This window comes from Burkholderia sp. HI2500 (assembly GCF_002223055.1).
GTDB lineage: Bacteria > Pseudomonadota > Gammaproteobacteria > Burkholderiales > Burkholderiaceae > Burkholderia.
In genome coordinates, this window is record NZ_NKFL01000005.1 from 523441 (window position 1) to 537455 (window position 14015).

Consider the following 14015-nt stretch of genomic DNA (forward strand, 5'->3'; position numbering starts at 1 on the left):
GCCGAACATGAGCAACACCCTGACCACGGCGATGATCTTCGCCGCCGGGCGCGGCGAACGGATGCGCCCGCTCACCGACACCCGCCCGAAGCCGCTGCTCGAAGCGGGCGGCAAGCCGCTGATCGTGTGGCAGATCGAGGCGCTCGCCCGCGCGGGCATCGAGACGATCGTGATCAACCACGCGTGGCTCGGCGAGCAGATCGAGGCTGCGCTGGGCGACGGTTCGCGCTGGGGCGTGCGGCTCGTGTATTCGGCCGAAGGCGACGCGCTGGAAACGGCCGGCGGCATCGCACAGGCGTTGCCGCTGCTCGAGCGCAACGGGCAGCCGGCCGTGTTCGCGGCGGTCAGCGGCGACGTCTACTGCGCGTTCGACTACCGGTCGCTCGCGCCGCGCGCCGCCCGGATGGCCACACTCGACACGCCGGCGATGCACCTCGTGATGGTGCCGAACCCGCCGTTCCATCCGGCCGGCGACTTCGCGCTCGGCGACGACGGCCGCCTTGCGCTCGACGGCGCCGCGCGCTTCACGTTCGGCAACATCGGCCTGTACGACACGCGGATGTTCCGCGATCTCGCGCCCGGCACGCGGCGCGCGCTGACGCCGTACTATCGCGCGGCGATCGAGGCCGGCCGCGCGAGCGGCGAACTGTATGAAGGTATCTGGGAGAACGTCGGCACGCCCGCGCAGCTCGGCGATCTGGATGCGCGGCTGCGCGCCGCGAAGTGACCGGCTGACGGGCCCTCGCGCTGATTGATCAAACGGCCGGTTAGCTGACTGGCTGGCTAGCTGGCTGACCGGCGAACTGGCCGCGTCGGCCTGGCTGACCAGAGGGCCCGGGCGCCTGTCGGGCCACCATGCCGGCCCGACTCCCGCCCATCAAACGTGCCCCGTCCTGCCCCGCGCGCCGCCCCGCCGCTCACGCGGCTTCCGCCTCTTCCCCGCCCGCCGCCGCGCGCTGCTGCTGCAGCGCCCACATCTGCGCATACAACCCGTCGGCGCGCACGAGTTCGTCGTGCGTGCCGCGCTCGACGATCCGCCCGTGGTCCATCACCAGGATCTGCTGCGCGTGCACGACCGTCGACAGCCGGTGCGCGATCACGAGCGTCGTGCGATGCCGCGCGATCTGGTCGAGTTCGTGCTGGATCGCGCGCTCCGAGCGCGAATCGAGCGCCGACGTCGCTTCGTCGAACAGCAGCACCGGCGGGTTCTTCAACAGCGTGCGCGCGATCGCGACGCGCTGCTTCTCGCCGCCCGACAACTTCAGCCCGCGCTCGCCGACCGGCGTGTCATAACCCTTCGGCAAACTTTCGATGAAATCGTGAATGTGCGCAGCACGCGCGGCCGCGATCACCTCGTCGCGGGTCGCGGTCGGCCGGCCGTACGCGATGTTGTAGTAGATCGAGTCGTTGAACAGCACGGTGTCCTGCGGCACGATCCCGATCGACGCGCGCAGCGAGTCCTGCGTGACGTCGCGGATGTCCTGGCCGTCGATCCGGATCGCGCCGCCCGCCTGCCGGTCGAGATCGTAGAAGCGGAACAGCAGCCGCGACAGTGTCGACTTCCCGGAGCCGCTGTGGCCGACCACCGCGGTCGTCGTGCCCGCATCGATCGTGAACGACACGTCGTGCAGGATCTGCCGCGCCGGCTCGTACGCGAAATTCACGTGCTCGAAGCGCACCTGCGCGCCGGCCACCGCGAGCGGCCGCGCATCGGGCAAATCGGCCACTTCCTTCGCGGCCGACAGCAGCCCGAACATGCGATCCATGTCGGTCAGGCTCTGCTTCAGCTCGCGATAGACGACACCGAGAAAGTTGAGCGGAATGTACAGCTGCAGCATGAACGTGTTGATCAGCACCAGGTCGCCGAGCGTCAGCTTGCCCGCGAGCACGCCCTGCGTCGCGCGCCACAGGATGAACACGAGCCCCGTGCCGATGATCGCCTGCTGGCCGAAGTTCAGCACCGACAGCGAATTCTGCGAACGGATCGCGGCCTTCCGGTAGCGCTTCAGGTTCTCGTCGTAGCGCTGCGCTTCCCACTCCTCGTTGCCGAAATACTTGACCGTCTCGTAGTTGATCAACGAATCGATCGCCCGCGAGTTCGCGCGCGAATCGAGTTCGTTCATCGTGCGGCGGAAATGCGTGCGCCAGTTGGTGACCTTCACCGTGAACACGATGTAGGTGACCAGCGCCGCGAACGTCACGTACGCGTAATAGGCCTCGTACTTGACCACGAAGAAGCCGAGCACGAGCCCGACCTCGACGAGCGTCGGCAGGATGCTGTACAGCGAATACGAAATCAGCTGCTGGATGCCGCGCGTGCCGCGCTCGATGTCGCGCGACATGCCGCCGGTCTGGCGCTCCAGGTGAAACCGCAGCGACAGCCCGTGCAGGTGCCGGAACACCTGCAACGCGAGCTGGCGCACCGCGCTCTCGGTGACCTTCGAGAACAGGATCTCGCGCAGTTCGGTAAACAGTGAAGTGGACAGCCGCACGAGCGCATACGCGACGACCAGCAGCCCCACGCCGCCCGCGAGCACGATGCCGGCCGACTGTTCGGCGCGGCCGATCGCGGTGATCTGCTGGACGTAGGACAGGTGGTCGACGATGCGCTTCATCACGACCGGCACACCGAGGTTCGCGACCTTCGCGCCGATCAGGCAGCCGAGCGCGAGCGCGACGCGCCATTTGTAGGTGGTCAGGTACGGCAGCAGCGACCGGATGGTTTGCCAGTCGTTGCGGGGCCCGGTCGAAGCCGGCGCGGGCTCGCCGGAAGCAGGAAATCGGCGCATGGGGGGAAGGATCGGCGGCGGTGCCGGACACATGCATCGGCGGCCGGCTCGCTCACTTTCTCGTACAATTTGCGAACGTTGTATTGTCGCAGAAGCCGCCTCGCGCCGCTGCCGGCGCCCTCGCCGGCCGGCCTGCGCGCGGCGGCGTAATTATTACAGGATGAAAGCCCCCGCCATGACCGATTCGACCCTCGAACTCCCGCAAAAGCAGCCCGCGCTGCGCGTCGTCCCGCAACCGCACGACGCGAACGTCCACGGAGACGTATTCGGCGGCTGGATCATGTCGCAGGTCGACATCGCCGGCTCGATCCCCGCGAGCCAGCGCGCGAACGGTCGCGTCGCGACGGTCGCGGTCAATTCGTTCGTGTTCAAGCAGCCGGTGTTCGTCGGCGATCTGCTGAGCTTCTACGCGACCATCACGCGTACCGGCAACACGTCGATCACGGTCGACGTCGAGGTGTACGCGCAGCGCATGCGCCTGATGGGTGAAGTCGTGAAGGTCACCGAAGCGACGCTCACCTACGTCGCGACCGGCACTGACCGCAAGCCGCGGCAACTGCCGCCGCTCTGACGGGCGAGCGCCGCACGGCGGCGCTTTCCCTGCCTTCGGCCACCTCAGTGCGTGGCCGTCAGCCCGAACTCCCGCATCGCGGGCAGGAAATCGTGGTTCAGCTTCGGCTTGCGCGACAGCTTCACCAGCACGTAGCGCTGGAACGGCGCGAGCCGCTGCCACTGCGCGAGCTCGGGCGCCATCAGCCCGGCCAGCGCGCTCTGCTGCACGAGCGACTCCGGCACGATGTCGGTGGCGCGCCAGGCCGGCTGCTCGTCCGGCTGGAACCACGAGGGCTCCAGGTCCGCGTGCGTACGCAGCATTTCGAACAGCGCGTGATCGAAGTTGGGCTCGATCGCGGTGTCCTCGTCGGCCGGAAAGCGCGCGAGCAGCTTGCGGTCCTCGAGCGGCAGCAACTGCCACTGCTCCAATGAGATCCGCAGACCGAAACGGTCGAGATTGAAACGCACGATCATCGGGATGTACGTGAAGTTTTCCGACGAAGCGTGTTCGAAGGCGAATAGCAGTGGAGCGTCGCTGAGTCCCATGATCGTTACCTGATGTGGCGGATACCGGCGCGGCCGGCTTGCCTGGGGTATTTTAGAACCTCTGCGCGCGGGTGGCGGATACGATTGCCGCCGGCCCCGCGCGCCGAATCAACGGGAGTGCTCGTGAATCCGACCGAATCCGGCGACCTGCGCGACGAACCGCGCGGCGCGATCGAACTGTCCGTGCGCCGCACGCGCGGCGGCGCCGTCGAAACCGCACACGACTACGTCGGCCAGGAATGGCCCGTCGCACTCGTCTTCAACGGTATCTCGCATGCGGTGATGATGTGTACGCCGTGCGACCTCGAAGCATTCGCGGTCGGTTTCGCGATCTCGGAAGGGATCGTCGCGCGCGGCAGCGACATCAAGGACATCGAGGTGATCCTGAACGCCGACGCGCCGCTGCCGCATGCGGAAGTCCACCTGGAGGTCGTCCAGCAGGCGTTCGCCGCGCTGAAGGACCGGCGACGTGCGCTCGCGGGGCGTACCGGCTGCGGCGTCTGCGGGATCGAAAGCATCGACCTGCTCGACCTCGCGCCCGAACGCGTGCCCGATACGGGCTTTCTCGCACGCCTCGCCCCCGACGCGCTGACGCGTGCGGCGCAGGCGCTGCCGGTTCACCAGGCGCTCACGCGGCTCACGGGAGGCCTGCATGCGGCCGCGTGGTGCGACGCAACAGGCGCGATCCGGATGGCATTCGAGGACGTCGGCCGCCACAACGCACTCGACAAGCTGATCGGCTCGCTCGTGCTGTCGCGCGCCGACGCGACCGACGGCTTCGTGTTCCTGTCGAGCCGCGCGAGCTACGAGCTCGTGCGCAAGGCCGCACGGGTCGGCATCCCGATGGTGGCGACGATCTCCGCGCCGTCGTCGCTCGCGATCGAGATCGCGAAAGCGGCCGGCTTGCGGCTCGTCAGCTTCTGCCGCGAAACCGGCCACGTCGACTACGGCACGGCCTGATCGCGATCGCGGGAGCGCGCCGGCTGTCCACCGCCGGCGCGCCCTGCTCCGTCAGACGGTCAGTCGAACTGACGGAAATCCGGCTTGCGCTTCTCAAAGAACGCCGTCATCGCCTCGCGCGCTTCCGGCGCGCGCAGCATCGTAGCGAAGTGACCCGCTTCCTCTGCCATCCGCGCCTGCGTCGCCACCCCGCCCGTATCCTTCAGCAGCGCCTTCGTCACACGCAGCGATGCCGCCGGCAGCGCCGCGAGCTTTGCCGCCTGCTTCGCCGCGAACGCGTCGAGCTCGGCCGCCGGCAGCACGCGGTTGACGATGCCGATCCGGTGCGCTTCCAGCGCGTCGAACGCTTCGCCGAGCAGCAGCTTCTCGGCCGCGACCTGATGGCCGGCCAGACGCGGCAGCAGCGCGCTCGACGCGGCTTCCGGGCACAGCCCGAGCTGCGTGAACGGCAGCGAGAACGTCGCGGTGTCGGCCGCGTAGACCAGATCGCAGTGCAGCAGCATCGTCACGCCGACGCCGATCGCCAGGCCCGGCACCGCGGCCACGATCGGCTTGCTCGCGCTGCTGATCCGTGCGAGAAACTGGAACACCGGCGCGGTGTCGTCCTTCGGCGGCGACTTCAGGAAATCCTCGAGATCGTTCCCCGAGGTGAAATTGCCGTCGCCACCGCGCAGCAGGATCACGCGAACCGCCTTGTCTTCCTGCGCTTCGGCGAGGGCGTCGGCCATCGTCTGGTACATCGCCGCCGTCAGCGCGTTCTTCTTCGCCGGGCGCGCGATCGTGATCGTCATCACGCCATCGGCGCGTTCCACTTGAATTTCGGCCACAACCGTCTCCTTTGACTTTCCTCTATCGGAATGAAAAAAACGGTGCGCGAGCTCGTGGCCCGCGCACCGTCGTAGCTTGTCGTCGTGCTCCGCTTACAGGCGTTCGATGATGCCCGCGGCGCCCATGCCGGTGCCGACGCACATCGTGACCATCCCGTACTTCAGGTTGCGGCGACGCAGGCCGTGCACGACGGTCGCCGCGCGGATCGCGCCGGTCGCGCCGAGCGGGTGGCCGAGTGCGATCGCGCCGCCCATCGGGTTGACCTTCGACGGGTCGAGGCCGAGATCGCGCATCACCGCCAGCGATTGCGCGGCGAACGCTTCGTTCAGCTCGATCCAGTCGAGATCGTCCTGCTTCAGGCCGGCAGCCTTCAGCGCGGCCGGAATCGCTTCCTTCGGGCCGATGCCCATGATTTCCGGCGGCACGCCACGCACCGCGAAGCTCACGAAGCGTGCGAGCGGCGTCAGGTTGAATTCCTTGAGCACCTTCTCCGACACGACGAGCAGCGCGCCCGCGCCATCCGACGTCTGCGAGCTGTTGCCGGCCGTGACCGACCCCTTGTTCGCGAACACCGTGCGCAGCTTCGCGAGGCCTTCGATCGACGTATCCGCACGCGGACCTTCGTCGAGCTTGATCTCGCGCGTCTTCACGTCGACTTCACCGGTCGCGAGGTTCGGGAAACGCTCGGTGATCGTGTACGCGGCGATCTCGTCGTTGAACTCGCCGGCCTGCTGGGCGGCAAGCGCCTTGCGGTGCGACTCGACCGAGAATGCGTCCTGGTCTTCGCGGCTCACTTTCCACTGCTCCGCGACGCGCTCGGCCGTCAGGCCCATCCCGTACGCGATGCCGAAGTCTTCGTTGCGATCGAAGATGTGCGGCGACATCGACGGCTTGTTGCCCATCATCGGCACCATGCTCATCGATTCGCAGCCGCCCGCGAAGATCGCGTCCGATTCGCCGACGCGGATGCGGTCGGCCGCCATCGCCAGCGCCGTGATGCCCGACGCGCAGAAGCGGTTGACCGTCACGCCGCCGACCGTCTGCGGCAGGCCTGCGAGCAGCGCGCCCATGCGCGCGACGTTCAGGCCCTGCTCGGCTTCCGGAATCGCACAGCCGATGATCGCGTCTTCGATCAGCTTCGTGTCGAAGCCGGGCACCTGCGCCACCGCCGACTTCAGCGCGTGGACCAGCAGCTCGTCCGGGCGCGTGTTCTTGAAGACACCGCGCGGGGCCTTGCCGATCGGCGTGCGGCTGGCGGCGACGATGTATGCGTCTTGCAATTGTTTGCTCATTTGAGACTCCTTGCCTTATCCGCTCGCTCAGTTACGCACCGGCTTGCCGGTCTGCAACATGCCCATGATCCGTTCCTGCGTCTTCTGCGTGCCGAGCAGCTCGACGAACGCACGGCGCTCCAGCGCGAGCAGCCACTGCTCGTCGACCAGGCTGCCGGCTTCGACGTCGCCGCCGCACACGGCTTCGGCGATGCGGCTCGCGATCAGGTAGTCGTGATCGCTGATGAAGCGGCCGTCACGCATGTTGACGAGCGATGCCTTGATCGTCGCGATCGCCGAACGGCCGGCGACCGGCACGTCCTTCGCGCGCAGCGGTGCGCGGTAGCCGGTTGCGGCCAGCGCGCGCGCTTCCTTCTTCGCGGTGTCGAGCAGTTCGAACACGTTGAAGATGATCGTGTCGGACGGCTTCACGTAGCCCATCGCACGGGCATCGTGCGCGGACGCCGACACCTTCGCCATCGCCGCGCTCTCGAACGACTTCGTGACGAACTTCAGGATGTCGGTGGTCGCGTTCGCGGCCGTTGCGGCATCCGCTGCGCGCAGCGCGGCTTCCTTCAGGCCGCCGCCCGCCGGCACGAGGCCGACGCCCACTTCGACGAGACCGATGTAGCTCTCGACGTGCACGACGCGCTTCGCGCTGTGCAGCATCAGCTCGCACCCGCCGCCGAGCGCGATGCCCGACACGGCTGCAACGACCGGCACGTTCGCGTACTTCACGCGCAGCATGCCTTCCTGGAACTTCTTCACGAACGGCTCGATGCCCTTCGCGCCGCCCATCATGAACGCGGGCATCGCCTCTTCGAGGTTTGCACCGGCCGAGAACGGGCCGCCCGGCGTGCCGAGCTTCAGCGACGTCGGCTGCCAGATCACGACGCCCTTGTAGTCCTTCTCCGCGAGTTCGATGGCCTGCACGAGGCCGTCGATCACGCTCGGTCCGATCGTGTTCATCTTCGACTTGAACGACACGATCACGACGTCGTCTTCACCCGCACGGTCGTCGACCCATGCACGCACGGCATCGGTCTCGAACAGCGTCTTGCCGTACGTCTTCGGATCGGCACCGGCTTCGCCGAGCAGCGGCGCGCGGAATACCTGCTTGTCGTAGACCGCGAGGTCCGAACGCGGCACGAAGCGCTTCGCTGCCGGCGCCCACGAACCTTCGGCCGTGTGCACGCCGCCCTTTTCCGCCACCGCGCCTTCGAGCACCCACGACGGCAGCGGCACGTTCGCGAGCGCCTTGCCGGCCGCGATGTCTTCCTGCACCCACTCGGCGACCTGCTTCCAGCCGGCGGCCTGCCAGCCTTCGAACGGGCCTTCGTTCCAGCCGAAGCCCCAGCGGATCGCGAGGTCGACGTCGCGCGCGTTGTCGGCGATCGATTCGAGATGCACGCCGATGTAGTGGAACACGTCGCGGAAGATCGACCACAGGAACTGCGCGTGCGGATGGTCCGTTTCACGCAGCAGCTTCAGGCGTTCCGCCGGCGGACGCTTCAGGATGCGGCCGACGGTTTCGTCCGCCTTCGCGCCCGAATCCACGTAGGTGCCCGTCTTCGCGTCGAGCACCTTGATCGCCTTGCCTTCCTTCTTGTAGAAGCCGCCGCCCGTCTTCTGGCCGAGCGCGCCCTGCTTCACCAGTTCGGCGAGCACGGCAGGCGTCTGGTAGACCGGGAAGAACGGATCGTCGGCGAGGTTGTCCTGCATCGTCTTGATCACGTGCGCCATCGTGTCGAGGCCGACCACATCCGCGGTGCGGAACGTCGCCGACTTCGCGCGGCCGAGGCGGCTGCCCGTCAGGTCGTCGACTTCGTCGAAGCGCAGGCCGAACTTCGCGGCCTCGGTGATCACGGCCAGGATCGAGAAGATGCCGACGCGGTTCGCGATGAAGTTCGGCGTGTCCTTCGCGCGCACGACGCCCTTGCCGACGATGCTCGTCAGGAAGGTTTCGAGCTGGTCGAGGATCTCCGGGCGCGTATGCGCGGTCGGGATCAGCTCGACGAGGTGCATGTAGCGCGGCGGGTTGAAGAAGTGCACGCCGCAGAAGCGCGACTTCAGCTCGTCCGAGAACCCTTCGGACAGCTTCGTGATCGACAGGCCCGACGTGTTGGTCGCGAAGATCGCGTTCGGCGCGATGTGCGGCGCGACCTTCTTGTACAGGTCGTGCTTCCAGTCCATCCGCTCGGCGATCGCCTCGATCACGACGTCGCATTCGGCGAGCTTCGCGATGTCGTCTTCGTAGTTCGCTGCCTCGAGGTACTTCGCGTCGTCCTTCACGCCGAACGGCGCGGGCGACAGCTTCTTCAGGTTCTCGATCGCCTTCAGCGCGATCGCGTTTTTCGGGCCTTCCTTGGCCGGCAGGTCGAACAGCAGCACCGGCACGCGCGCGTTGATGAGGTGCGCGGCGATCTGCGCGCCCATCACGCCGGCGCCCAGCACGGCGACCTTGCGAATCAGGAAATTGCTCACGGGATGTCTCCGGATAGTGTCGTGCAGCGCGGAATGTGAGGGCTGCACGGAGAAGTGAGTACCAGGAACCGTTGCGTTCGGGCGGCGCGCCTCGCGCCCCGCCCGGACTCGCGTCAGAACAGCGATTCGTCGACTTCCATCAGCGTCTTCGAACCGGCGCGTGCCGCGCGGATCGTCGACGCCGTCTCGGGCAGCAGGCGCGCGAAGTAGAAGCGGGCGGTCGCGAGCTTCGACTTGTAGAACGGATCGCCCGACGCTTCCTTGTCGAGTGCGAGGCGCGCCATGCGCGCCCAGAAGTACGAGAACACCAGGTGGCCGACGGTGCGCAGGTACGGCACGGCGGCAGCGCCGACTTCGTCCGGGTTCTGCATCGCCTTCATGCCGATTTCCATCGTCAGCTTCTGCACCTTGTCGCCGATGTCGGCGAGCGGGTTGATGAACTCGGCCATTTCCGGCTTCACGCCTTCGGCTTCCGCGAATTCCGTGACGAGCTTGCCGAACTTCTTCAGCTTCGCGCCCATGTCGCCGAGCACCTTGCGGCCCAGCAGGTCGAGCGACTGGATCGAGTTCGTGCCTTCGTAGATCATGTTGATCCGCGCGTCGCGCACGTACTGCTCCATGCCCCACTCGGAGATGAAGCCGTGGCCGCCGTAGATCTGCATCGCGTGGTTGGTCGACTCGAACGCGTTGTCGGTCAGGAACGCCTTGATGATCGGCGTGAGCAGCGCGACGAGGTCGGCCGCTTCCTTGCGCACCGCTTCGTCACCGTGCGACAGTTCCTTGTCGATCTGCAGCGCGGACCAGTACGTGAATGCGCGCGCGCCTTCGGCGTAGGCCTTCTGCGTGAGCAGCATGCGGCGCACGTCCGGGTGCACGATGATCGGGTCGGCCGGCTTGTCCGGTGCCTTCGGGCCCGTCAGCGAGCGCATCTGCAGGCGCTCCTTCGCATAGGTGAGCGAGTTCTGGTACGCGACTTCCGTGAGGCCGAGGCCCTGCATGCCGACGCCAAGGCGGGCGGCATTCATCATCACGAACATCGCGTTCAAGCCCTTGTTCGGCTCGCCGACCATCCAGCCCGTCGCGCCGTCGAGGTTCATCACGCACGTCGAGTTGCCGTGGATGCCCATCTTGTGCTCGATCGAGCCGCACTTGATGCCGTTGCGCTCGCCCGGCTCGCCTGCTGCGTCGGGGATGAACTTCGGCACGATGAACAGCGAGATCCCCTTGGTGCCCTGCGGCGCGTCCGGCAGGCGCGCGAGCACGAGGTGGATGATGTTCTTCGACATGTCGTGCTCGCCGCTCGAGATGAAGATCTTCGTGCCGCTGATCGAGTACGAGCCGTCGCCGTTGGGTTCGGCCTTGGTGCGCAGGATGCCGAGGTCGGTGCCGCAGTGCGGCTCGGTCAGACACATCGTGCCCGTCCATTCGCCCGTCACGAGCTTCGGCAGGTAGCGCTGCTGCAGTTCCGGTGCGCCGTGTGCGTGCAGGCACTCGTAGGCGCCGTGCGACAGGCCCGGATACATCGTCCAGGCCTGGTTCGCCGAGTTCAGCATTTCGTAGAGCGCGTTGTTCACGAACGCGGGCAGGCCCTGGCCGCCGTAGTCCGGATCGCAGCCGAGCGCCGGCCAGCCGGCCTCGACGTACTGCTGGTAGGCTTCCTTGAAGCCGGTCGGGGTCTTCACGACGCCGTCGCCTTCATACGTGCAGCCTTCGCGATCGCCGACCTGGTTCAGCGGGAACAGCACCTCGGAGCAGAACTTGCCCGCTTCCTCGAGGACCTGGTTGATCGTGTCGGCGTCGAGGTCCGCATGCTTGGGCATTTGCTTGACTTCGGCTTCGACGTTCAGAAGCTCGTGCAACACGAATTGCATGTCGCGCAGCGGCGCGGCGTACTGTCCCATGACTCTCTCCAAAGGTGGGCAAAACGGCTCGAGCTCCTGGCGGGCGGATCACGCGCCGCTAACGGCTCTCGCTCTGATACGAAACAATCGTCTTTTCCAGCGCGGCCCACGTGAGGCGCACGGCGTCCGGCGAATGCAGGAAGCGGGCGTCGTGATGCAGGCCGAGCGTGAAGCTGTACAACTCGAAGAGCATCAGGTCCGGATCCGTATCCGCACGCAGATGGCCTTCTTCCTTCGCCTGCGAAATGGCACGCAGCATCGCGGCACGCCAGGCCGTCACGCTTGCGATCAACTGCTCGCGCACGGGGCTGTCAGGCCGGTCGTCGTACTCGACCGCACCGCTGATGTAGATGCATCCGGTCGTCACCTCCTGGATGCGCTTCTCCGTCCAGCGGGCCAGCATCGCCCGAAGGCGCGGCAAGCCTCGCGGCTCGCGCAGGCTCGGAAAGAACACCTCGTTTTCGAAACGATGGTGATACTCGCGGACGACCTCGACCTGCAGGTCCTCACGCGATCCGAAGTGCGCGAACACACCGCTCTTGCTCATCTGCATGCGCTCGGCCAGCAGGCCGATCGTCAGCCCCTCCAGCCCGTCACGGCTGGCGAGGTCCAAAGCAGCTTCAAGTATCGCGGCACGCGTCTGTTCGCCTTTTCGCATAGCTATTTCTGTAACCGTTCGGGGGTTCGAATAAAATCGAACGGCCGTACTATTATTGAGTGCGGCCGCTCGCGAAACAAGGAAATTATTAGAAACCGGTGTCTAACCGAGCCGCTATTTTGCGCGATTCCGGCGGGACCGGAGCGGCTTTTCCGCACGAACGTGCGGACAGATTTTTTGAAGCGAATACTTAGTCTGCGTTCAGTCGTAACCGCCGACCGTCAGCGCCTTCATCACGAGGCGGTACGTGTTGTACGCAAGCCAGTTCAGCAGCCGCTCGATGCGCGGGCGCGCGGCGTAGCGCGCGGCATCGATCTCCCGGCCTTCGGCGAACGCGGTCGCGATCGCGTCGCGCAACTGGTTCGTCACTGCATCGTAGCGCACCAGCACGACGTTCGCTTCATTGTTCAGCATAAGGCTCAGCGCGTCCAGGTTCGACGAGCCGACCGTCGCCCAGTTATCGTCGATCACGGCGACCTTGCCGTGCAGGATCGTCTTGTCGTATTCGGCAACGCGCACGCCCGCCCGCAACAGCGAGTGATACAGGAACGGCACGGCCGTATCGAGCGCCGTGAATTCCTTGCGACCGATCAGCACCTGCACGTCGACGCCGCGGCGGGCCGCGCCCGTCAACGCGCGGCGCAGCTTGCGGCCCGGCATGAAATACGGATTCGCGAGCAGGATCCGCTGGCGCGCCTGGCCGATCGCCGCGAGATACGCCTTCTCGATCGCGCGGCGGTTCACGACGTTGTCGCGCGCGACGAACGCGACGCTCGGCTCGGTCACGACCCGCAGTGCGCCGGCCTTGATCCATCGATGGCTGCGCATCCAGCGCCGGAACATGTCGGGGAACGCTTCGCCGCCGTGCAGCCCGGCCGCGTACTGCGCGTACGGCTTGTGGCCGAACTGGATCCGGTGCCACTGCAACTCGAACGCGGCGCGCACGTCGGACACCGCGGGCCCGGCCATCTCGACCGCGAAATCCCAGCGCGGGAACGGCAGCGTCGCGCTGCCCTGCGTGTAGTCGTCGACGATGTTGATGCCGCCGCAGAACGCGACCACGTGATCGATCACCGCGAGCTTGCGATGCGTGCGCGAGAAGCCGAAGCGGCCGAACAGGTAACGGTTGTAGATGCAGTGCTCGACGCCGGCTGCCACCCACGTGTCGAACAACGGCAGGCGCGCGGTGCCGATGCCGTCGGTGATCACGCGCACGCGCACGCCGCGCTGCGCCGCGCGGATCAGTGCATCCGACACCGGCCGGCCGGCCGCGTCGTCGCAGAAGATGTAGGTTTCGAGCATCACCTGCTCGCGGGCGGCATCGATCCGCTCGATCAGCGCCCGGAAGAACTCGCCGCCGGTCTCGCACAATCGCACGGTATTGCCCGACGTGAAGGCGAGCCGCGACGCGGAACCGCGTTCCTGCAGGAACATCTGCCGCAATTGCGCGAAGCGCTTGCGGGCTTCCGCCGTCATGCGGACGAGCCGTGCGGCGCGCGCGACAGTGCCACGCGCGCGGGCAGTTGCAGGATCGCCTCGGCGTTCGACGGCGAGAAGCAGCGCGCGGCCGCCTCGCGGAACGGCAGCCACGCATGGTCGACATGCTCGCGCGGCGACAGCGTCACGTCGACGCGATGCGGCACGCACAGGCCGAACCAGTGCTCGACGTTGCGCGTGACGCCCGGGGCGTAGCGGTGCAGGTATTGCGGATAGATCGTGTATTCGATCTTGTGGCGCCAGTCGACGAGCGCGCTCGCCGGCACGTCCGGCGTGCCGACTGCGATGCCGGTCTCTTCGACCACTTCGCGCGCGGCGGTGAGCGCGAGCGGCTCGTCGAGCGCGTCCTTCGAGCCGGTCACCGATTGCCAGAAATCAGGCTGGTCGGCACGCTTGATCACGAGCACATCGAGGTCGGGCGTGTAGATCACGACAAGAACGGATTCGGGGATTTTCGGCGGCTTCGTCATCTTTGTTTCATGCAGCACAGGGTCGCGCGCCGGGCAAATGCTCCGAACGGGCGGCAAGT

At 66.8% G+C, this 14015-nt stretch carries 12 protein-coding genes; 3 read left to right on the forward strand and 9 right to left on the reverse strand.

Features of this window, described 5'->3' with window-relative positions; all coding sequences use genetic code 11:
- Positions 1–7: 7 nt before the first annotated feature.
- Complete coding sequence (murU, locus tag CFB45_RS15310) at positions 8–727, forward strand: N-acetylmuramate alpha-1-phosphate uridylyltransferase MurU (protein WP_089426296.1); 720 nt, start codon at positions 8–10, stop codon at positions 725–727.
- Positions 728–917: 190 nt separating this feature from the next.
- On the opposite strand, the gene CFB45_RS15315 is transcribed toward murU, so the two are convergent.
- Positions 918–2789 carry an ABCB family ABC transporter ATP-binding protein/permease gene (locus tag CFB45_RS15315; RefSeq protein WP_046546241.1) on the reverse strand — a complete coding sequence of 624 codons (1872 nt, stop codon included), beginning with the start codon at positions 2787–2789 and terminating at the stop codon, positions 918–920.
- A 175-nt stretch (positions 2790–2964) separates the two neighbouring features.
- Between CFB45_RS15315 and CFB45_RS15325 the strand changes: the two genes are divergently transcribed.
- The gene (locus CFB45_RS15325) at positions 2965–3360 is read left to right on the forward strand and encodes an acyl-CoA thioesterase (RefSeq protein ID WP_041492954.1); all 396 of its coding nucleotides are present in this window, start codon (positions 2965–2967) and stop codon (positions 3358–3360) included.
- Positions 3361–3404: 44 nt separating this feature from the next.
- Here CFB45_RS15325 and CFB45_RS15330 read toward each other — a convergent pair whose 3' ends face one another.
- The gene (locus tag CFB45_RS15330) at positions 3405–3887 is read right to left on the reverse strand and encodes a nitrate reductase associated protein (RefSeq protein WP_089426298.1); all 483 of its coding nucleotides are present in this window, start codon (positions 3885–3887) and stop codon (positions 3405–3407) included.
- Between the two features lie 117 nt (positions 3888–4004).
- Here CFB45_RS15330 and fdhD point away from each other — a divergent pair, with 117 nt between their 5' ends.
- Complete coding sequence (gene fdhD, locus CFB45_RS15335; RefSeq protein ID WP_373558412.1) at positions 4005–4847, forward strand: formate dehydrogenase accessory sulfurtransferase FdhD; 843 nt, start codon at positions 4005–4007, stop codon at positions 4845–4847.
- 59 nt (positions 4848–4906) lie between these two features.
- Here the strand turns inward: fdhD and CFB45_RS15340 are convergent, their stop codons facing one another.
- From CFB45_RS15340 to nudB, 7 genes are all read right to left on the reverse strand, one after another.
- A complete protein-coding gene (locus tag CFB45_RS15340) occupies positions 4907–5674 on the reverse strand; it encodes an enoyl-CoA hydratase (RefSeq protein WP_089426299.1) in 768 nt (255 codons plus the stop codon).
- 93 nt (positions 5675–5767) lie between these two features.
- Positions 5768–6967: an acetyl-CoA C-acyltransferase gene (locus CFB45_RS15345; protein WP_039360089.1), complete on the reverse strand. Its 1200-nt coding sequence runs from the start codon at positions 6965–6967 to the stop codon at positions 5768–5770.
- A 27-nt stretch (positions 6968–6994) separates the two neighbouring features.
- A complete protein-coding gene (locus CFB45_RS15350; protein WP_089426300.1) occupies positions 6995–9430 on the reverse strand; it encodes a 3-hydroxyacyl-CoA dehydrogenase/enoyl-CoA hydratase family protein in 2436 nt (811 codons plus the stop codon).
- A gap of 113 nt (positions 9431–9543) precedes the next feature.
- A complete protein-coding gene (locus tag CFB45_RS15355; protein WP_089426301.1) occupies positions 9544–11331 on the reverse strand; it encodes an acyl-CoA dehydrogenase C-terminal domain-containing protein in 1788 nt (595 codons plus the stop codon).
- A gap of 58 nt (positions 11332–11389) precedes the next feature.
- Positions 11390–11989, reverse strand: a complete 600-nt coding sequence (locus CFB45_RS15360) for a TetR/AcrR family transcriptional regulator (RefSeq protein WP_006751498.1) — start codon at positions 11987–11989, stop codon at positions 11390–11392.
- Between the two features lie 201 nt (positions 11990–12190).
- A complete protein-coding gene (clsB, locus tag CFB45_RS15365; RefSeq protein WP_089426302.1) occupies positions 12191–13465 on the reverse strand; it encodes a cardiolipin synthase ClsB in 1275 nt (424 codons plus the stop codon).
- Positions 13462–13956, reverse strand: a complete 495-nt coding sequence (nudB, locus tag CFB45_RS15370; protein ID WP_089426303.1) for a dihydroneopterin triphosphate diphosphatase — start codon at positions 13954–13956, stop codon at positions 13462–13464. The genes clsB and nudB overlap by 4 nt, the downstream gene beginning before the upstream one ends.
- Between the last annotated feature and the right edge of the window lie 59 nt (positions 13957–14015).